At 68.9% G+C, this 19,679-nt stretch carries 15 protein-coding genes; 4 read left to right on the plus strand and 11 right to left on the minus strand.

The annotated features are described in order from the left end of the window. Positions 1–121: 121 nt before the first annotated feature. Together ACQPZA_RS01720 and ACQPZA_RS01725 are read left to right on the plus strand one after the other, a co-directional pair. Complete coding sequence (locus tag ACQPZA_RS01720) at positions 122–1,507, plus strand: OFA family MFS transporter (RefSeq protein ID WP_433277753.1); 1,386 nt, start codon at positions 122–124, stop codon at positions 1,505–1,507. Between the two features lie 174 nt (positions 1,508–1,681). After that, on the plus strand, positions 1,682–2,227 hold the full coding sequence (locus ACQPZA_RS01725) for a beta-class carbonic anhydrase (RefSeq protein WP_433277755.1): 546 nt from the start codon (positions 1,682–1,684) through the stop codon (positions 2,225–2,227). Between the two features lie 82 nt (positions 2,228–2,309). Here the strand turns inward: ACQPZA_RS01725 and ACQPZA_RS01730 are convergent, their stop codons facing one another. The 6 genes from ACQPZA_RS01730 to ACQPZA_RS01755 form a co-directional block, all read right to left on the minus strand. Continuing rightward, entirely contained in the window at positions 2,310–3,359 is a 1,050-nt protein-coding gene (locus ACQPZA_RS01730; protein WP_433277757.1) for a TerC family protein, read from the minus strand. Positions 3,360–3,446: 87 nt separating this feature from the next. After that, positions 3,447–4,031 (minus strand): hypothetical protein, encoded by a 585-nt coding sequence (locus ACQPZA_RS01735; RefSeq protein ID WP_433277758.1) that lies wholly within the window; start codon positions 4,029–4,031, stop codon positions 3,447–3,449. Between the two features lies 1 nt (position 4,032). Then, the gene (locus ACQPZA_RS01740) at positions 4,033–5,439 is read right to left on the minus strand and encodes an Nramp family divalent metal transporter (protein ID WP_433277759.1); all 1,407 of its coding nucleotides are present in this window, start codon (positions 5,437–5,439) and stop codon (positions 4,033–4,035) included. Between the two features lie 320 nt (positions 5,440–5,759). Then, positions 5,760–7,904: an acetate--CoA ligase family protein gene (locus ACQPZA_RS01745; RefSeq protein WP_433277761.1), complete on the minus strand. Its 2,145-nt coding sequence runs from the start codon at positions 7,902–7,904 to the stop codon at positions 5,760–5,762. Positions 7,905–7,906: 2 nt separating this feature from the next. After that, complete coding sequence (gene frc, locus ACQPZA_RS01750) at positions 7,907–9,133, minus strand: formyl-CoA transferase (protein ID WP_433277763.1); 1,227 nt, start codon at positions 9,131–9,133, stop codon at positions 7,907–7,909. A gap of 102 nt (positions 9,134–9,235) precedes the next feature. Further along, positions 9,236–10,963 carry a thiamine pyrophosphate-binding protein gene (locus tag ACQPZA_RS01755; RefSeq protein ID WP_169393969.1) on the minus strand — a complete coding sequence of 576 codons (1,728 nt, stop codon included), beginning with the start codon at positions 10,961–10,963 and terminating at the stop codon, positions 9,236–9,238. Between the two features lie 182 nt (positions 10,964–11,145). On the opposite strand from ACQPZA_RS01755, the gene ACQPZA_RS01760 reads away from it, so the two are divergent. Further along, positions 11,146–12,153, plus strand: coding sequence for a 2-dehydropantoate 2-reductase (locus ACQPZA_RS01760; protein WP_433277766.1), 1,008 nt, complete (start codon positions 11,146–11,148; stop codon positions 12,151–12,153). Between the two features lie 249 nt (positions 12,154–12,402). Here ACQPZA_RS01760 and gcl read toward each other — a convergent pair whose 3' ends face one another. From gcl to sucC, 5 genes are all read right to left on the minus strand, one after another. Next, the gene (gcl, locus tag ACQPZA_RS01765) at positions 12,403–14,100 is read right to left on the minus strand and encodes a glyoxylate carboligase (protein ID WP_169393971.1); all 1,698 of its coding nucleotides are present in this window, start codon (positions 14,098–14,100) and stop codon (positions 12,403–12,405) included. Positions 14,101–14,201: 101 nt separating this feature from the next. After that, positions 14,202–15,098 (minus strand): 2-hydroxy-3-oxopropionate reductase, encoded by an 897-nt coding sequence (locus ACQPZA_RS01770; protein ID WP_312858892.1) that lies wholly within the window; start codon positions 15,096–15,098, stop codon positions 14,202–14,204. Beyond that, positions 15,095–15,961 (minus strand): hydroxypyruvate isomerase family protein, encoded by an 867-nt coding sequence (locus ACQPZA_RS01775; RefSeq protein ID WP_433277768.1) that lies wholly within the window; start codon positions 15,959–15,961, stop codon positions 15,095–15,097. Before ACQPZA_RS01775 ends, ACQPZA_RS01770 begins: the two co-directional genes overlap by 4 nt. A gap of 71 nt (positions 15,962–16,032) precedes the next feature. Then, positions 16,033–16,917 carry a succinate--CoA ligase subunit alpha gene (gene sucD, locus ACQPZA_RS01780; RefSeq protein ID WP_433277770.1) on the minus strand — a complete coding sequence of 295 codons (885 nt, stop codon included), beginning with the start codon at positions 16,915–16,917 and terminating at the stop codon, positions 16,033–16,035. 3 nt (positions 16,918–16,920) lie between these two features. After that, positions 16,921–18,093, minus strand: coding sequence for an ADP-forming succinate--CoA ligase subunit beta (sucC, locus tag ACQPZA_RS01785; protein WP_433282637.1), 1,173 nt, complete (start codon positions 18,091–18,093; stop codon positions 16,921–16,923). Positions 18,094–18,227: 134 nt separating this feature from the next. Between sucC and ACQPZA_RS01790 the strand changes: the two genes are divergently transcribed. Next, positions 18,228–19,619, plus strand: a complete 1,392-nt coding sequence (locus ACQPZA_RS01790; protein WP_433277772.1) for an MFS transporter — start codon at positions 18,228–18,230, stop codon at positions 19,617–19,619. The last annotated feature ends 60 nt before the right edge of the window (positions 19,620–19,679 follow it).

Below are 19,679 nucleotides of genomic sequence, written 5' to 3' on the forward strand. Positions count from 1 at the left end.
CGCCGTAATGCGTGCTCGCTGAGCGTGTCCGCATTGCGGGCGCGCCCTCAGTCGACCCCGAATTCAGCTGAACGGCACGACAAGAGGTCGCTCCACCCTCCCTCTCGTCAAAGGAGACGACGTGACTGTCACGGATCGCGAGATAACCGACTCCAACGGGCGCGTCTATCGCGTCGGGATACCGGCCGAGCAGATACTCGGCCGTTCGCGTAAGTGGATGATGTGGTTGCCCTGGGCGTCGATGTTCGGCGTCAGCGTCTTCGAGTACGGCTACGGCGCCGCGGAGAGCACGCTGGAGGACGTCCACGGCTGGTCGCTCGGACAGGCCTTCTGGCTCGTCAGCATCTGGACGGTGTTCCAGGCCGGCGTGGCCTTCCCCGCCGGACGGCTCCGGGAGAAGGGCATCGTCTCGGCCAGGGCGGCCATGCTCAGCGGTGCGGTGATGGTGTTCGCCGCGTTCGTGGTGCTCGGCCTGACCAGCAACCTCGTACTGAACTTCCTCTTCTACTCGGTCATCGGCGGTACCGGCGCCGGTCTCGTGTACGCCACCTCGATCAACATGGTCGGCAAGTGGTTCCCCGAGAAGCGCGGCGGAAAGACCGGTTTCGTCAACGGCGCCTTCGCCTACGGCGCCGTGCCGTTCATCTTCGTCTTCAGCTACATGTTCAACGAGAGCAACTTCACCCTCGTTCTCACCCTCATCGCGCTGTACATGCTGGTGATCGTCGGCGTGAGCGGCTTCATGTTCAAGGACCCGCCCAAGAACTGGTGGCCGAGCGACGTCGACCCGCTCGAGTGGGCGGCCAGCCCCAAGTCCGCCCGCAGCCTGGCCAAGAACCCGCCCGCGGTGAAGCAGTACGGCCCGATGGAAGCGATCAAGACCGGTCAGCTGCCACTCATGTGGTTCGCGCTGGCGATCATCGGCGGCGTGTCGCTGTTCGGGATCGGCTACCAGGTCGACTTCGCGAAGGAAGTGGGCTTCGGTCCGTTCATCGCGGCGTCCTCGGCGGGTGTGCTCTCGCTCGTCAACGGCTTCGGCCGCGGGTTCGTCGGGTGGCTCTCCGACCAGATCGGCCGCAAGGAGTCGCTGATCATCGTGCTGGTGGTCGAGGGAGTGGCGCAGTTCGGCCTGCTCTGGGGCGGGGACACCCACAACGAGGCGCTGTTCATCTTCTTCGCCTTCCTGGCGGGCCTCGGCGGTGGAGCCTTCTTCCCGATGTTCGCCGCGCTCACCCCCGACTACTTCGGGGAGAACAACAACGCCACCAACTACGGGCTCGTCTACAGCTCCAAGCTCGTCAGCGGGCTCTTCGGGCTGGGGGTGGCGTCCTGGGTGGTCACGACGTGGGGTTACAACGGGGCCTACACGATCGCCGGTGCCATCGCGTTCGTGTCCGCGATCATCTCGTTGTTCCTGCGGCAGCCCGGCCGCGGCCAGCGCGCTTCGGTCTCCAGCCCCAGCGTGGGTTCCGCGAGCCACGCGGTGGCGGACGGGGGCCGGGCCTGATACTCACGTGCTGACCGACCGGACCGGGCGGCTCGCCCGGTCCGGTCGGTGGTCCACCTGGCCGGTCGACGCCGGCTCCTTCGATGCGAGATGGAGATCGCTCGTGAACCCTTCGAGGTGCAGGACACAGCACGCATGTACCGGCGCCCCGCTCGTCTCACCGGTGGGTGCGACATGAGCAACGAGGAGCTGCTGCGGCGCCACGAGGCAGGTGGCGGCCGGCTCGCCGCGTCCAACGCCGCCGGCGCCGCTGCTGTCCCCACGCTGCGCACCGTGGTGCTGACGTGCATGGACGCGAGGATCGACGTGTCGCCCCTGTTCGGCCTCGAGCCGGGCGAGGTCCACGTCCTGCGCAACGCGGGAGGCGTGGTCACCGACGACGTGGTGCGGTCCGTGGTGATCAGCCAGCGGAAGCTGGGGACGCGGGACGTGCTGGTCGTGCAGCACAGCGGTTGTGGGCTGGCCTCGTTCACCGACGAGGAGTTCTCCGAGGAGCTCGCGCTCGAGGTCGGGATGCGCCCGCCGTGGCGAACCCATGCGTTCGCGGATCCGGCGGTGAACGTGCGGCGCGGCGTGGCGCGCCTGCGGCACGACCCGTTCCTGCTGCCCGAGACGGTCGTGCGCGGCTTCGTGCTCGACATCGAGAGCTTCGCCCTCAGCGAGGTCACCGACGACGAGCCGGCGGTCCGCGGAGTCGACGCGGTCAGGGAGTCGGCCTGAGATGACGCCCGGACCGGCCGCCCCCGAACGCCGAACTGCCCGCCCCGTACGGGGCGGGCAGCAGGGGCGTACGGAGCCGGGCTCAGCCGGCGGACTTGCCGCTGGTCTCGGGCACCTCCTCGACCGGGTCGTCGCCCTTCTCCACGGTGGTGGTGGCCGGGGTGGTGCCGGCAGCGGCGGCAGCGGCGGCCGCATCGTCCTTGCGCGACTTCGCGAGGCTGGCCACCGTGGTGATGGCCAGCGTGCCGACGATGACACCCAGGGACGCCAGGATCGGGATCTCGGGAGCCCACGCGACGCCGTGGTGGTGCAGCGCCTCGAAGATCAGCTTGAAGCCGATGAACGCCAGGATGATCGCGAGGCCCTTGCTCAGGTACACCAGGCGGTCGAGCAGGCCACCGATGAGGAAGAACAGCTGCCGCAGCCCCATCAGCGCGAACGCGTTGGCGGTGAACACCAGGTAGGGCTCCTGCGTGAGCCCGAAGATCGCCGGGATGGAGTCGACGGCGAACAGCAGGTCGGTGGTGCCGATCGCCACCATCACGATGAGCATCGGGGTGACGAGCTTGCGCCCGTCCACCCGGACGGTCAGCGCGGCCCCGTGGTACTCCTTCGTCGACGGAACGAGCTTCCGGACCGTGCGCAGAACCCGGTTCTCGTTGAACTCCTCCTCCTCTTCCGAGTGCCGGATGAGCTTCCAGGCCGTGTAGATGAGGAAGGCGCCGAAGAGGTAGAACATCCAGTCGAACCGCGCGATCGCCTCGGCGCCCAGCGCGATGAAGACACCTCGCAGGATCAGCGCCAGCACGATCCCGATGAGCAGCACCTTCTGGCGGTACTCCCGCGGCACGGCGAACCGGCTCATGATCAGCACGAAGATGAACAGGTTGTCCACCGACAGCGAGTACTCGGTGATCCACCCGGCGAAGAACTCGCCGCCGTACTGCGGCCCGGCGAAGGCCAGCACGCCGAGACCGAAAAGGACAGCGAGAGCGACGTAGCAGGAGACCCAGATCGTCGACTCCCGCATCGACGGATCACGGGGGTTACGGGCCACCAGGTAGAAGTCGAAGGCCAGCACGGCGAGGAACGCGCCTATCGTCGCGGCCCAGACCCAGAACGGAACACTCATCTCTCTCCTCGGAGATCGGCGGTCGGCTGTCGAGGTGTCGCGGCGGAGCCGAGGCCGGATCGACCCGGCCCCGCCGCGACACCACGGTCACGAGGACCGTCGGGACTTCACCCGGGCGCTCCCGGACGCCGCCGGCACACGGCCGGCCTGACGCCGGGCGCGCTTGCGTTCCCGGGCCTCCCACATCGTCTGCGCGTGTTCCGCGTAGATGCCGAACACGCGGCGGGCGTCGGCGTTGTGGTCCTGGATCCGCATGAGCCAGTACGGCGCGATCCGCTCGTAGAGCCAGATGAAGCCGATCGCGAAGCCCATGCTCACCAGTGCCTGGAAGGCGAAGAACGTCAGCACGTCACTCGGTGGCGTGGGGTTGCCGCCGAGCAGTACTGGCGTGACCGTCTCGTGGAGCAGACGCGAGGCGGGGAAACCCACCATCCAGTAGAACGCCACGGGGGCGAAGACCCCCGGCCGGAACCAGCCGCGGGCGACGAGCATCCCGTAGCCGACCCCGAACAGTGCGAGCGGCACGCCGAGGGTCAGCGCGCCGACCGCAGCCCAGCCGACCGGCTGGCCCACGACGAGGGCCAGCAGACCGACCACGACACCCGAGACGGCCCCGATCGCCGCACCCGGAAGCCCGACCTCGGCAAGGTCAAGTGCTCTTGGCCTGCTCATGTCAGTCCAACACCACGCCGAAGCGGATCAGGCTGTAGAACAGCATGCCCAGGTAGAACACGGCACCGAAGCCGATGATCAGGTTGCTCCAGAGCTTCGGACGGATCGGCTTGGGCAACAGCCGGTTGTTCACCAGGAGAAGCACGACGCAGTACGCGCCCATGGCGAACGTGGAGAGGAACGCGAGAACGTCCAGGATCGCGGCAGGACCGTCGGCCGGACCCCACAGCAGGATGCAGATCCCGAAGATGATCACGCCCCACAGGAACCCGGCGTAGAGATGCGCCATGCGGAACCGCTTGGCACCCGGGATGAAGTGGTAGGCCATGTCCGACTGCCCGCGGGAGAACGAGTCGAACAGGCCGAGCGTGGCGTTCAGGCCGATCAGCGCGATGAAGCTCATGAACACCCCGCCGAGTGCCGGGATGCCCACCGATGCGAACGAGTCCGACATCGCGTTGAGAGCCGCTTCGCGCTCGCCGTCACGCAGCAGGTTGACGACGTTCGGGCTGTTCCTCGCCGCCGCCTGTGCGAGCACGGTGAACGAGATCGTGACGAGCATCGTGATGCCCCAGAAGAGCAGCAGGGCGTCGAAGGTGACCCAGCGCCGCCAGCCGCGCCACTTGGCCATCTCCTCCGGGTCGTCCGTGTCGAACATGAAGCCACGCGACGGCATGACCTCTTCCTCGCCCGCGGAGCGCAGACCACGCAGCTGCGGGATGTGCGCGCCCATGCCGGCGCCCTTGTCCCGCAGGTGCAGCGTGTACCACATCTGCTGCATACCGGACGGGCCGGCGAAGGCGATCGAGCCGACGATCACCGGGAACCAGGCGGCCGTGAGGGCCTCCTCGGGCAGGTACCCGAAGGCGAACATGCCGGTGATCGTGCTGGCCAGGTCGCCCCACGTGCCCACCAGCGACGCGATGATCGCCGTACCGACGACCAGCGTGCCGATCAGGATGGAGAGCACGGTCTCGAGCAGGTTGTAGATCACCTTCGCGAGCGTGAAGACCAGCCCGACCAGGACCATCCCGACGATCGCCGCGATCTGCCAGGAAATGCCCGTCACGGACTCGAACGCCAGTGCGCCGGCCGAGAGGTGACCTGGCCAGATGTAGATGAGTATTGCGATGGTAAAGAAGAACCACATGATCGGTTTGAACACGCGGGCGGCGCCAGTGAAAATGCTCTCACCCGTTGCCATCGCGTACCGGGACATCTCCAGGAGTACAATTGCCTGGAGGGTCACCCCGATCAGGAAGAGCCAGCGGATCTCGGGTCCGAACAACAGAACAAGCCGAGGCCACATGTAGGACTCGCCCATGCCCACGCCGAGCGCGACGAGGAAGACCGTCGGGCCGAGCAGGTGGACGGAGGGCGGAGCCTCGGGCAGCTTGCGGATGGGCATCGGTTCGAGGCCACCCGCGTGCCACACCCTTTCGGGGCTTGCGGCAGTCGTGTCCCCGGGTACTCCGGCGTCAGGCTGTTTCGATGTAGTCACAGTGGTGGACCTTCCGATTTGGTGCTTCGTACGGCCGTTCGCCCCTCGCCCATGACCTCCTTGTCGTGACGATGCGGCGACGGCCGACCCGGCCGGCTGTCCCTGGAGGGTGGGCGAAATCCCCCAGGGGACGCCGGTCGGGCCGACCGTCCCGTACCCGGTTCGGCGGCTAGGACCCGTCGAACCGGTTCGAGCCGGCCCGCCGCGCGGGCCGGCTCGAAGATCTCTCAGATCAGTCCGGCACCCCGAGCCCAGCGGTACTTGGCTCCGAGGACCGCAACCGGCTTCTCGGTGGTGTAGGGGTATGCGACGACACCGTGCTGGTAGAGGTAGTCACTGGCTTCCTCGACCTCGGTGTCACCGGCGAGCGACGCCACGACGGGCTTCTCGATGCCCTTCTCCCGCGCCTCGGCCACCACGCGGGCGGTGAGCTCGGCGAAGACCATCGGCGGGGTGACGATCGTGTGCCAGTAACCCAGGATCAGGGCGTGGATCCGGTCGTCCTCGAGACCGAGCCGGATCGTGGCCTCGTACGTCGAGGGCGGCTCCCCTCCGGTGATGTCGATGGGGTTGCCGGACGCGCCGAACGGCGGGATGAACGCCTTGAAGGCCTCGTCGAGGTCCTTCGGCATCTCCATCAGGTTGAGACCGTTCTCGACGACCGCGTCGGAGAGCAGCACACCCGAGCCACCGGCCCCGGTGATGATGACGACGTTCTCGCCCTTCGGCGTGGGCAGCACGGGGATGCCCCGGGCGAACTCGAGCATGTCGTTGAGCGAGTAGGCCCGCACGACGCCCGACTGGCGCAGGATGTCGTCGTAGACCTTGTCGTCGCCTGCGAGGGCGCCGGTGTGCGAGCTGGCCGCCTTGGCGCCCAGCGCGGTGCGTCCGGCCTTCAGCACGACGACCGGCTTCTTCTTGGTGATCCGCTGTGCCGCCTCGACGAAGGACCGGCCGTCCTTCAGGTCCTCGAGGTGCATCGCGACGATGTTGGTGTCGGGGTCCTGCTCGAAGTAGGTGAGCAGGTCGTCCTCGTCCAGGTCGGACTTGTTGCCGAGGCCGACGATCGCCGAGACGCCCATCTTGGTGGTCCGGCTGAACCCGAGGATCGCCATCCCGATGCCGCCGGACTGCGAGGTGAGGGCCGTGCCGCCCTTCACGTCGTACGGGGTGCAGAACGTCGCACACAGGTTCTGCGGCGTGTAGTAGTAGCCGTAGATGTTCGGGCCGAGCATGCGGACGCCGCCCTCACGGGCGATCTTGACGATCTCGTCCTGCAGCTCGTGGTTGCCCGTCTCCGCGAAGCCGGAGGGGATCAGCACGGCGGCGGGGATGTTCTTCTCGCCCACCTCGCGCAGCGCCTGAGGCACGAACTTCGCCGGCACCGCGAACACCGCGACGTCGACCTCACCGGGCACGTCGAGGATGTTCTTGTAGGCCTTGCGCCCCAGGATCTCGTCGGCCTTGGGGTTGATCGGGTAGATCTCGCCGGCGTAGCCCCCGTTGATGAGGTTCTTCATCACCGAGTTGCCGATCTTGCCGTTCTCGGCGGACGCGCCGATGACCGCGACGGCGTTCGGCCGCATCATCCGGTTCATCGTGGCCAGGATCTCGTCCTGGGTGTACTTGACCGGCTCTACGTGATCCTCGGTCGCCAGCACGATCCGGACGTCGGCGGCGGACGCGCCGTCGGGCCGGGCGAACACGGGGTTGAGGTCGAACTCGCTGATCTGCGGGAAGTCGGTGACCAGGTCGGACAGGCGCTTGATGATGTCGGCCAGCGCGTCGGCGTCGGCCGGCTCGGCGCCGCGGGCGCCCTTCAGGACCTCGGCGGCAGCGATCCCGTCGAGCATGGAGTGCGCGGTCTCGGTGTCGACCGGGGCGAGCCGGAAGGTGACGTCCTTCAGGACCTCGACGAGCACGCCGCCGAGGCCGAAGACGATGACCTTGCCGAAGGTGGGGTCGGTGGTGGCCCCGATGATCACCTCGTGGCCGCCGCTCAGCATCTGCTGCACCTGGATGCCGTCGATGGTGGCATCGGCGTTGTAGGCCTTGGCGTTGGCGATGATCTCGTCGTAGGCGCTGCGCACCGCGTCGTCACCCGAGACGCCGACCTTGACGCCGCCGGCCTCGGTCTTGTGCAGGATCTCCGGCGACACGATCTTCATCACGACGCGGCCGCCGAGCTCGCCCGCCAGCCGCACCGCCTCGTCGGCCGAGCCCGCCAGGCCCTCGCCCGGCGTCGGGATCCCGTAGGCCTCGCACACCAGGCGGCCCTCGGGGGCGGTGAGCGAGTCACGGCCCTCGGCGCGGGCCTTGTCCAGGACCTCGCGTACCGCGTCTTTGTCGTAGGCCACGCTCTCCTGAGCCATGGTCAGATCACTCCTTGCGTCTTGAGCTCTGCGAAGCGCTCCAGGTCGAGACCCAGTTCGCGCACGTACACGTCTTCGTTGTGCTCTCCGAGCAGCGGCGAGGTCTCCACCTTCACCGGCGAGTCGGACAGCTTGATCGGGCAGCCGACCGTCTTGAACGATCCCCGCTCCGGGTGGTCGACCGTGACCACCATGTTGTTGTCGGCGAGGGAGGCGTCCTCGATGATCTCCTTCGTCGACAGGATCGGGCCGCACGGCACGTTCAGGGCGTTGAGCTGCGCGAGCGCGTCCCACTTGGTGAGGCGCGACGACCACTCCTCGATGAGCTGGAACATCTTGTCGAGCTTGTGCAGCCGCGCCGCCGGGGTGGCCCACTCGGGGTCCTCGGCGAGCTCGGGCCGGCCGATCAGGTTGGCGATCGGGGCCCAGCCGGGGGGCTGCACGATCACGTAGATCCAGTCGTTCGGACCACCGGGGCTGCACCGCACCGCCCAGCCGGGCTGGCCGCCGCCGGACGCGTTGCCCGAGCGCGGCACCTCGTCGGTGAACTGCTCGTTCGGGTACTCGGCGAGCGGGCCGTGCTCGAGACGCTGCTGGTCGCGCAGCTTCACGCGGCACAGGTTGAGCACGGCGTGCTGCATCGCCACGGTGACGCGCTGGCCGCGGCCCGTGTTGCCCCGCTGCACCAGCGCGGCGAGGATGCCGGCGACGGCGTGCATGCCGGTGCCGGAGTCACCGATCTGGGCTCCGGTGGCCAGCGGCGGCCCGTCCTCGAACCCGGTGGTGCTCATCGAGCCGCCCATGGCCTGGGCGACCACCTCGTACGCCTTGTAGTGCGTGTAGGGGCCTTCTCCGAAGCCCTTGATCGAGGCGTAGACCAGCCGGGGGTTGAGCTCCTGGAGACGGTCCCAGGTGAACCCCATCCGGTCGACGGCGCCGGGGCCGAAGTTCTCGACCAGGACGTCGGCCTTCTTCACCATCTCGATGAAGAGCTTCTTGCCTTCCTCGCTCTTCATGTTCAGCGTGATGCTGCGCTTGTTGCAGTTCAGCATCGTGAAGTACAGGCTGTCGACGTTCGGCACGTCCCTCAGCTGCTGACGGGTGATGTCACCGGTCGGCGCCTCGAGCTTGACCACGTCGGCGCCCAGCCAGGCGAGGATCTGCGTCGCAGACGGCCCGGACTGGACGTGGGTCATGTCGAGGACGCGGATCCCGTCAAGTGCACTCATCGCTCCCCCTCGCTGCGCGAGGCGGAAGCTTCGCGCAGGCAGTGTGTCGTTGGCTCGCTCGCAAACTCGGTCATCCGTCTGCTCCCCACGGATCGGCGGTGATCACTTGTACATGGTCTGGTTCATGGTTCCCGGCGCGTAGACATCCGGGTCGACCCAGACGTTGATGAGGGACGGCAGCCCCGACTCGCGGGCACGCTGGAGAGCGGGAGCGATGTCGGCCGGATCACTGACCTCCTCGCCGTAACCACCCAACATCTTGGCGAACTGGTCGTACTTGACGCGGCCGAGCGTGTTGCCCACGCGGCCGCGGCCCTCGCCGTACTTCTGGATCTGTCCGTAGCGGATCTGGTTCATCGACGAGTTGTTGCCGACGATCCCCACGAACGGGAGGTTGAAGCGGACGAGGGTCTCGAAGTCCCAGCCGGTGAGGCTGAAGGCGCCGTCGCCGAAGAGCGCGACGACCTCCTTGTCGGGACGGGCGTGCTTGGCAGCCATGACGAACGGGATGCCGACGCCGAGGGTGCCCAGCGGGCCCGGGTCCATCCAGTGGCCCGGGGACTTGGGCTGCACGACCTGGCCGGAGAACGTGACGATGTCGCCGCCGTCCCCGATGTAGATCGAGTCCTCCGTGAGGAACTCGTTGATCTCGTGCACGAGCCGGTACGGGTCGATCGGCATGGCGTCGGAGCGCTGCCGGGGCAGCCGCCTCTCGTACGCGGCGGTCTCGAAGGCCCGCAGCTCGTCGATCCAGGCCTTGCGGCCGGCGGCGCTGTGGCCGACCCGCCCGGAGGACGCGGCGGTGGTGGCGGCCAGTACGGCGCCCACGTCGCCGACGATGCCGAGGTCGATGTCGCGGTTCTTCCCGACCGTGCGGTAGTCGAGGTCGATCTGCACGACCTTGGCGGTGGGGGACAGCCTGCGGCCGTAGCCCATCCGGAAGTCGAACGGGGTGCCGACGATGATGATGAGGTCCGCGTCGATGAAGGCGTGGCGGCGGGCCAGCTGGAAGTGCATCGGGTCCTGGGGACCCAGGGTGCCGCGGCCCGCGCCGTTCATGAACGCCGGGATGTTGAGCGTGCGGACGAACTCGATCGCCGCGTCGGTGGCCCGGCACGTCCAGACCTGGTTGCCGAGCAGGACACACGGCCGCTCGGAGTGCGCGATGAGGTCGGCCAGCTGCTCGACGGCCGCGGGGTCGCCCGCTGACCGGGTGGAGGCGCGGTAGGACCCCGGCTTGGGTAGGCGGGCCTGCTCGTACGGCACGTGGGCGTCGAGGACGTCACGCGGGATCTCGAGGAAGGACGGGCCCGGCGCGCCGTTGAAACACTCCCGGAAGGCCATCGACACCATGTCGGCGGTGCGGGCCGTGTGCGGGACGGTGGCCGCGAACTTGGTGATCGGGGTCAGCATGTCGACGTGCGGGAGGTCCTGCAGCGAGCCCATCTTGTGCTGGTCGAGGGCACCCTGGCCGCCGATCAGCAGCATGGGGCTCTCGGCCCGGAACGCGTTGGCGACGCCGGTGATGGCATCGCTGGTGCCCGGGCCGGCGGTGACCACGGCACAGCCCGGCCTGCCGGTGATGCGCGCGTACCCGTCGGCCGCGTGGGCGGCCACCTGCTCGTGACGCACGTCGATGACAGCGATGCCCTCATCCACACAACCGTCGTAAATGTCGATAATGTGGCCGCCGCAGAGGGTGAAGATCGTGTCGACGCCCTCTGCCTTGAGCGCCTTCGCGACCAAGTGGCCGCCGGAGATGGTCTCGGGCGTGTTTGCCGCATCGCTCACCCCGGAGCGCGCGGCGCTTCCGGGGATCGTCTGCGTCATCGGGTGCATCTCCTCGTCGTCACCACACCGTAGCGGCGGCTGCTTCCATACTGCATACGGTATGGGTGCTTTGGTACTCCTCGGTTCGACAGATGTCCAGGGCTGGTTTTTTCTCGGCCCGTGTGACCCCCGTATGTCCGTCCTGTGCCGTCTTGACGGCGCGGCTCCATACTGCATACTGAATGCACAGTCGCCGAGGACGGGAGCTCGACGTGAAGGTCGCTGTGCTAGGGGCCGGTGCCATCGGGGCGTATGTGGGGGCGAGCCTCAGTCGGGCGGGTGCAGATGTGCATCTGGTCGCGCGCGGCCCGCAGCTCGCCGCGCTCCGAGCAAACGGAGTCCAGGTACTCAGCCCCAGGGGTGACTTCTCTGCTCACCCACACGCAACGGACGACCCCGGCGAGATCGGGCCTGTCGACCACATATTTCTCGGGTTCAAGGCCAACGCGTACGCCGCGGCCGGCTCGATGATCAAGCCTCTGCTGCACGACGACACCACGATCATCGCCGCCCAGAACGGCATCCCCTGGTGGTACTTCCACAAGCTGCCTGGGCCGTTCGAAGGTCATCGCATCGAGAGCGTCGACCCGGGCGGTGCGGTCACCGCCGCGCTCGACCTGGACCGGGCGGTCGGCTGCGTGGTCTATGCGGCCACCGAGATCGAGGCGCCGGGCGTGGTCCGGCACCTGGAGGGCACCCGGTTCTCCATCGGTGAGCCCGACGGCAGCATCTCGGCGCGCTGCACCGAGTTCGCCGACGCCATGGTGGCCGGTGGTCTGAAGTGCCCCGTCGAGCGTGATCTGCGCTGCGACATCTGGATCAAGCTGATGGGCAACATCGCCTTCAACCCGCTCAGCGCGCTCACCAGGGCGACCATGGCCGGCATCTGCCGTCACAAGGGCACCCGTGCGCTCGTGGCCACGATGATGGAGGAGACCCTCGCAGTCGCCCACGGGGTGGGCTGCCACCCGGAGATCTCCGTGGAGAAGCGCCTCGCCGGCGCCGAGCGCACCGGCGAGCACAAGACCTCCACGCTCCAGGACCTGGAGCGTGGCCGCCCGATGGAGCTCGACGTGCTGCTGACCGCAGTGGTGGAGCTCGCCGAGCTCACGGGCGTCGAGGTGCCCACCCTCCGGGCGATCACCGCTGTCGCCGACCTGCTCAACCAGCAGGTGGCCACAGCGTCCTGACAGGTCCGCGTCCAGAGGCCGTCGGCGGGTGAACAGCCCGTCGGCGGCCGACCTGTTTCCGGGCCTGTTCACGACCGGCACTCCCGACCGATGCGATCGGACGGGGGTGCCGTTCCTGTGTTCGGGGCAGAGGGGGCCGGAGGGTCGTGAGGCGACGTGCCAGGGAGAGAACGGCCAGGCACGCGAACGGCCCCCTCGTCCGCGGTGTGGGACGAGGGGGCCGTTCGTTTGTTGCCCCGCTGGGGGCGGTCAGTCTGCCAACGGCACCAGGTCGGGCGCGGGCTCGAACTCGTTGATGTGGTTCAGCGACGGCCCCATCGCGGCGTTGGCCTCCCGCTCCACCATCACCTCGACGAGGACCGGGAGCTGCTGGGCCTCCGACTCGAGCGTGGCCCAGCTCAGCGCGTCGGCGATGTCACCGGGCTGCTCCACCCGCCGGGCCGGGCAGCCGAACGCCTCCATGAGCTTGACGTGGTCGATCCCGCCCTCGCCGTAGTGCAGGTCGACCGCGTAGTTCATGTCGTAGCCGAGCTCGGCCTGCCGGATCAGGCCCAGGTACTCGTTGTTGACCATCACGATGACGAACGGGATCTTGTACTGCGCCGCGACCGCGATCTCCTCCATGAGGAACTGGAAGGAGTAGTCGCCCACCACGACGACCACCTGCTTCTCCGGGAACGCGCTCTTGACGCCGATCGCGGCGGGGATCTCCCACCCGAGCGGGCCGGCCTGGCCACAGACCATGTAGTGGCGTGGCTTGAACGTCTGCTGGAACTGGCCCGACCAGATCTGGTAGAGCCCGATCGCCGTGACGAACGTGGTGTCCGGGCCGAACGTCTGGTTGATCTCCCGGAACACGCGCGGCGGCTTGATCGGCACGTCGTCGAAGTCGTCGCGTCGCAGCAGGGTGCTGCGCAGGTGGGCCACCCGCTCCACCCACTGACCGGCCGAGTGCTGCGGTGCGGACCGCCTGGCGGTGTCGCACAGGGCGGCCAGGGTGGGCTTGGCGTGCCCGACGATGCCGAGGTCCGGTTCGAAGACCTTGCCGATCTGCGTCGGCTCGATGTCGACGTGGATGAACTTACGGCCCTGCCGGTAGGTCTCCAGATCGCCGGTGTGACGATCGCCGAACCGGGCGCCGACGGCGAGGACGAGGTCGCTCTCGAGGAACGAGGCGTTGCCCCAGCGGGTCTGTGTCTGCAGCCCGGCCATGCCGGCGAACAGCGGGTGGTCCTCCGGGAACGCGCCCTTGCCCATGAGCGTGACCTGCACCGGGATCTGCAGGTACTCGGCGAGCTGACGCAGCTCGTCGGAGGCCTCCGCGCCGATGACGCCGCCGCCGGCGAGGATGATCGGCCGCTCGGCCTCCAGCAGCATCTGCACGGCCGCGTTGACCGGCTGCGCGCGCGGTGCAGGCACGTCGACCGGGAGCGGTGCGTCGGCCGAGGCGTCGTAGAGGCAGGTGCCGCGCTGCACGTCGATCGGCAGGTCGATGAGCACCGGACCGGGACGGCCCGAGCGGGCGATCCGGAACGCCTCACGGAACACCCATGCCGCCTGGGCCGGCTCCTTGAGCTGCACCGCCCACTTCGTGACCGGCTTGGCGATCTCGACGATGTCGACGGCCTGGAAGGCCTCCTGGTGCAGCTTGGCGCGCTCCGCCTGCCCGGTGATGCAGATCATCGGGATGGAGTCGGCCAGAGCCGTGTAGAGGCCCGTGATCATGTTCGTGCCGGCCGGGCCGGAGGTTCCGATCGTCACCCCGACCTTGCCGGTGGCCCGGGACCACCCGTCGGCGGCGTGCGTGCCGCCTTCCTCGTGCCGCACCGTGAGGTGCTTGATGCCGCTCTTCCGCAGTGCCGCGTACAGCGGCAGGATCGCTGCGCCGGGGATGCCGAAGACCGTGTCGACGCCCTCCGACTCCATGACCGCCGCAACGGCCTCCATGCACGGGATCCTGCTTGCGCCGGTGCTTCCCATCGCCCTGCCTTCCGAGTCGCCGTTCCTGGAATCGCCGTTCTTGCGGTCGCCGTTCGTGTGGCCGGCGCTCACGCCGACGTCCTGCCCGACACGTTCTCGAGCACCTTCAGCAGCACCGAGTGGTCGAGCGATCCGTAGCCCTGGGCCTTGGCCGCAGCGATGAGCTGGGCGATGAGCCCGGTGACCGGCAACGCCACGCCGGCCTCCCGCGCCGCCGCGAGCGCGATACCCATGTCCTTGTGGTGCAGGTCGATGCGGAAGCCGGGCGCGAACTGCCTGGCCACCATCGACTCGCGCTTGAGCTCGAGGATCCGGCTCCCGGCGAGCCCACCGGCGAGCACGTCCAGGCCGCGGCCCGCGTCGACGCCGGAGGCCTCCAGCAGGACGATCGCCTCGGCCACGAGGGCGTACGTGCCGCCCACCACGAGCTGGTTGGCGGCCTTGACCGTCTGACCTGCCCCGCTGGGACCGACGTGGACGATCGTCTTGCCGAGCACCTCGAGGATCGGCAGCGCGGCGGTGAAGACGTCCTCCTCGCCCCCGACCATGATCGACAGGACGCCGTCGATCGCGCCCTTCTCACCGCCGCTGACAGGGGCGTCGAGGGCGCGGACACCGCGGGCGGTGGCCTCCTCGGCGACCTTGATCGACGTGTCGGGCCGGATCGTGCTCATGTCGATCAGCAGCAAGCCGGGGTTGGCGTTCTCGAGGACCCCACCTGCCCCGAGGATCACCTCCTCGACGTGCGGCGAGTCCGGCAGCATCGTGATGACGACGTCGGCGTCGGCCGTGACAGCAGCCACCGAGTCGGCGGCCTTCCCCCCGGCCGCGCCGAGTTTCTCCAGTGCGGCGGGCTGTGCGTCGTAGCCGATCACGGTGTGGCCGGCCTTGAGCAGGTTGGCGGCCATCGGACCGCCCATGATGCCCAGGCCGACGATCCCGATCGTGCTTGTCGTTGCTGTCACACGGACTCCTCGACGGTCGCGGTGGAACGAAGATGCCGGGGGAGCCACTCGAAGCTGTCGGCGCTCGGCCCCACCGGCTTGTACTCGAGACCGACGTGGCCGCTGTAGGCGCTCTTGGCCAGCCGGTCGAGCAGGACGGGCCAGTCGATGTCGCCCGTGCCCGGTTGGCCGCGGCCGGGTACGTCCGCGATCTGGACGTGCCCGAACCGGTCGGCCCGCCGCTCGACGAGCTGCTCGATCGGCTCGCCCATGCGGGCGAGGTGATAGAGGTCGGCGAGGAACGCGATGTTGGGGACGTCGTGGATGACCCGGAGGTAGTCGATCAGGTCGAGCGCCTCGTGCGAGGACGTGATCGGGTAGTCGGGACTCTCGATGCTGTTGAGTGCCTCGATCACGACGGTGGCCCCGGCCCGTTCCGCGGCCCGCGCGGCGAGCACGAGGTTCTCCGTGGCGAGCTCCCGCTGCTCGGGCACGCTCGACTCGGGGTCCCGGTTGCCGTAGAGGGCGTTCAGCGTGGTGCAGCCGAGCGAGGCGGCGAAGCCGACGGCCACGTCGATGTTCGCCCGGAAGCGCTCGCTGTCGCCGGGCCGGGAGAGCAGTCCCCGGTCGCCCGCCGCCATGTTCCCGGCGTCGAAGTTGAGGCCCACCAGCCGGGTGCCCGCGTCGAGCAGCGCGTCGCGGAGCTCGTCGAGCTCCCGGTTGGACGGGACCGGCTCGGCGAAGGGCCACCACAGCTCGACGGCGTCGAAGCCGGCGGCCGCGGCGGCGGCGGGTCGCTGCAGCAAGGGCAGCTCGGTGAACAGGATGGACAGGTTGACGTCGTAGCGCAGTGCCGGCTCAGGCACGTGGGCGGCGTCGGACATACGGCTCCTCCCGGAGTCGACGGACGTGGCGACGACGGCTGGCAGGTCGTCGCTGTTCCTGGAGGTGGCGCCTAACGCGCGATGAGCTCGCGCATCAGGTCGGCGGTCTCGCTGGGGGTCTTGCCGACCTTGACCCCGGCGGCCTCGAGGGCTTCCTTCTTGGCCTGGGCGGTGCCGGCGGAGCCGGAGACGATGGCTCCGGCGTGGCCCATGGTCTTGCCCTCGGGGGCGGTGAACCCGGCGACGTAGCCGACGACGGGCTTGGTGACGTTGGCCTTGATGAACTCCGCGGCGCGTTCCTCGGCGTCGCCGCCGATCTCGCCGATCATCACGATCGCGGTGGTGTCGGGGTCGGCCTCGAACGCGGCCAGTGCGTCGATGTGGGTGGTGCCGATGACCGGGTCACCACCGATTCCGATCGCGGTGGAGAACCCGATCTCGCGCAGTTCGTACATCATCTGGTAGGTCAGCGTGCCCGACTTCGACACCAGCCCGATCGGACCGGCGCCGGCGATGTCGGCCGGGATGATGCCCGCATTCGACTTGCCGGGGCTGATGATTCCCGGGCAGTTCGGACCGATGATCCTGGTGCGATTCCCCCGAGCGGAGGAATGGGCCCAGAAATAGGCCGAGTCGTGCACCGGAACACCTTCGGTGATGACGACGGCGAGCCCGATCTCGGCGTCGATCGCCTCGATCACGGCGTCCTTGGTGAACTTCGGCGGCACAAATACGACGCTGACGTCGGCGCCGGTCTCCTTCATCGCCTCCTCGACGGTGCCGAAGACGGTGAGGTCCTTGCCCCCGATCGACACGGTGGTGCCGGCCTTGCGGGCGTTGACACCCCCGACGATGTCGGTGCCGGCGGCGAGCATCTTCGCGGTGTGCTTGGTGCCCTCACCGCCGGTGATGCCCTGGACGATGACCTTGCTGTTCTCGTTGAGGAAGATCGCCATGACTCAGACCCCCGCGGCCGCGAGTTCGGCGGCCCGGTCGGCCGCGTTGTCCATCGTGTCCACCTGGGTGACCAGCGGGTGGTTCGCCTCGTCGAGGATCCGGCGGCCCTCGAGCACGTTGTTGCCGTCCAGCCGCACGACCAGCGGCTTCGTCGCGGCGTCACCGAGGATCTTCAGCGCCTCGACGATGCCGTTGGCCACCGCGTCGCAGGCGGTGATGCCGCCGAAGACGTTCACGAACACCGACCGCACGTCCGGATCGCCGAGGATCACGTCCAGCCCGTCGGCCATCACCTGCGCGGAGGCGCCGCCGCCGATGTCGAGGAAGTTGGCCGGCTTCACGCCGCCGTGCTTCTCACCGGCGTAGGCCACCACGTCGAGCGTGGACATCACCAGCCCGGCGCCGTTCCCGATGATCCCGACCTGGCCGCCGTCGAGCTTGACGTAGTTGAGGCCCTTGGCCTTCGCCTTCGCCTCGAGCGGGTTCTCGGTGCGCTGGTCGACCAGGTCGGCGTGGCCGGGGTGGCGGAAGTCGGCGTTCTCGTCGAGCGTGACCTTGCCGTCCAACGCGATGACGGTGCCCTCGGCGTCGGAGATCAGCGGGTTGACCTCCACCAGCGTGGCGTCCTCCGCCACGAAGGTCTCCCAGAGCTTCGCGATCACCTCTGCGGCGGCGTCGACCACGTCCAGCGGGAAGCCGGCCTCGTCGACGATCGCGCGGGCCCGCTCCACGTCGCACCCGATGAGCGGGTCGATGGGCACCTTCGCGAGGGCGTCGGGGCGTTCGGCGGCGAGCTGCTCGATCTCCATGCCGCCCTCGGCGCTGGCCATGGCCAGGAAGGTGCGGTTGGCCCGGTCGAGCAGGAAGGAGACGTAGTACTCCTGCGCGATCTGTGAGGCCTCGGCCACCAGCACGCGGTGCACGGTGTGGCCCTTGATGTCCATGCCCAGGATCTCGTGGGCCTTCTCGTTGGCCTCTTCCGGGGTCTTCGCGAGCTTCACGCCGCCCGCCTTGCCCCGGCCGCCGACCTTCACCTGCGCCTTGATGACGACGGCCCCGCCGATGTCGCGGGCCACCGCCTCGGCTTCCTCCGGCGTGACCGCGACGGAGCCGCGGGACACCGGGACGCCGTGAGCCTCGAACAAGTCTTTCGCCTGGTGCTCGTACAGGTCCACCTGCGGCATCTCCTGTCTGACGACCTCGTCACGGAGTGGTCGACTGTATGCAGTATGGAACGAGTTTGTCCAGGGGCCTTGTGTTCTAGCTCACTGCCGCGCATCATTTGGCATACAGTATGGAGGGAGCAGTCATGGGTGAGCCGGAAGGCGATGCCGCCTACCAGGAGGTCCGCGACTGGTACGGCCGCAGGTACCGCGTCGGAGAGGACCCCGTGGCACTGATCGGGCGCCCCCGATCGTCGATGCTGCGGCTGGCCTGGATCCCGATGGCAGCGGTCGGAGTGCTCCAGTACGGCTACGGGGCCGCGGTCCCGGCGCTGATGGCGCGCAACGGCTGGGGCCTCGCCGGAGCCTTCTGGCTACTCGCGGTCTGGACCGTGTTCCAGGCCGGCGTCGGTTTCCCGACCGCCTACCTCCGTGAGCGCCGTCGCCTGGGCCCGCGTGCCGTGATGATCACCGGTGCCGCGTTGAGTGCGCTGGGACTCGTCTCGCTCGCCCACAGCACCAGTCTGCTCGGCGCGCTGCTGGGCTACTCGGTACTGGGAGGCACCGGCGCGGGCCTCGTCTACGCGGCCTGCACCTCCACCGTGGCCAAGTGGTACCCGGAGCGCATGGCCTCCCGCGTCAGCAGGGTGACCGGGGCGTTCGCCTACGGTTCGGTGCCCTTCGTCGTGGCCGCGGTCATCGGGCTCGACGCCGCCAACCTCACGCCGGTCCTCGACGTGGCAGCGGTGGCGCTGTTCCTCCTGGTGGCAGGCGCCGGGATGTACTTCAGGGACCCGCCGGCGCGCTGGTGGCCCGCCGAGGTCGACCCGCGGGCATGGGGACTCGGCCACATCGGCAACCCGGGGCGGCGGAAGAACCCTCCGGCGATCCGCGAGTACTCGGCCCTGCAGGCGATCCGCACCCGGGTCATGACCGTGATGTACGCGATCCTCATCGGCGCGGGCGCGGTCTCGTTGTTCAACGCCGCGTTCGTGGTGGTCTTCGCCTCCGGCTTCGCCGCGGGAGCCGGTGTGGTCGCTCTCGCGGCCGGTGTTCTCGCCGGGGTGAACGGGGCCAGCCGCGCGGTGTCCGTCGGGATCTCCGACCGGCTCGGCCGCTGCCCGACGCTCACCGTCGTGCTGCTGGTGCAAGCCGTGGCGCAGCTGCTGTTCGCGCTCTCGGCGAGCACCGGCTCCACCGTCGCGATGGTGCTGGCAGCGGCGCTGGCCGGGCTGGGCGGCGGCGGCTTCTACCCGCTGTTCGCCAGCATCGCCAGGGAGTACTTCGGCGAGCAGAGCGCATTCGAGGTGCACGGCCTCGTCTACAGCGCCAAGGCCGGGGGCGGGGTGCTCGGTGTGGGACTGGCCGCGCTCGCCGTCACCTCGTGGGGCTTCGCCACCACGTTCCTCGTGGCCGCGTTCGTCTCGCTCGGGTCGGCGTGGGCGACCGGCGCACTGCAGCGGCCGGGCCTGCCGAGCCTCCTGCCCTCTGCGCGGATCTCGGAGCAGGGTTCAACGCCCTCGCGGTACGCCACCTGAGCCGCTCCCCCTCCATCCATCCCTGGGCCGCTCCGCCGGTGGAGCTGTCCAGGGATGGAC

This window comes from Pseudonocardia xinjiangensis (assembly GCF_050948425.1).
GTDB classification, from domain to species: Bacteria; Actinomycetota; Actinomycetes; order Mycobacteriales; family Pseudonocardiaceae; genus Pseudonocardia; species Pseudonocardia xinjiangensis.

Coding starts and splice junctions, on each gene's coding strand:
- gcl (WP_169393971.1), bottom strand. CDS start 14,100: ATGGAGGCCGTTGCGGCGGTCATGGAGTCGGAGGGCGTCGACACGGTC.
- frc (WP_433277763.1), bottom strand. CDS start 9,133: ATGAGTGCACTTGACGGGATCCGCGTCCTCGACATGACCCACGTCCAG.
- ACQPZA_RS01735 (WP_433277758.1), bottom strand. CDS start 4,031: ATGAGCAGGCCAAGAGCACTTGACCTTGCCGAGGTCGGGCTTCCGGGT.
- ACQPZA_RS01725 (WP_433277755.1), top strand. CDS start 1,682: ATGAGCAACGAGGAGCTGCTGCGGCGCCACGAGGCAGGTGGCGGCCGG.
- ACQPZA_RS01790 (WP_433277772.1), top strand. CDS start 18,228: ATGGGTGAGCCGGAAGGCGATGCCGCCTACCAGGAGGTCCGCGACTGG.
- ACQPZA_RS01775 (WP_433277768.1), bottom strand. CDS start 15,961: ATGTCCGACGCCGCCCACGTGCCTGAGCCGGCACTGCGCTACGACGTC.
- ACQPZA_RS01740 (WP_433277759.1), bottom strand. CDS start 5,439: ATGCCCATCCGCAAGCTGCCCGAGGCTCCGCCCTCCGTCCACCTGCTC.
- ACQPZA_RS01755 (WP_169393969.1), bottom strand. CDS start 10,963: ATGACGCAGACGATCCCCGGAAGCGCCGCGCGCTCCGGGGTGAGCGAT.
- ACQPZA_RS01730 (WP_433277757.1), bottom strand. CDS start 3,359: ATGAGTGTTCCGTTCTGGGTCTGGGCCGCGACGATAGGCGCGTTCCTC.
- ACQPZA_RS01745 (WP_433277761.1), bottom strand. CDS start 7,904: ATGGCTCAGGAGAGCGTGGCCTACGACAAAGACGCGGTACGCGAGGTC.
- sucD (WP_433277770.1), bottom strand. CDS start 16,917: ATGGCGATCTTCCTCAACGAGAACAGCAAGGTCATCGTCCAGGGCATC.
- ACQPZA_RS01760 (WP_433277766.1), top strand. CDS start 11,146: ATGCACAGTCGCCGAGGACGGGAGCTCGACGTGAAGGTCGCTGTGCTA.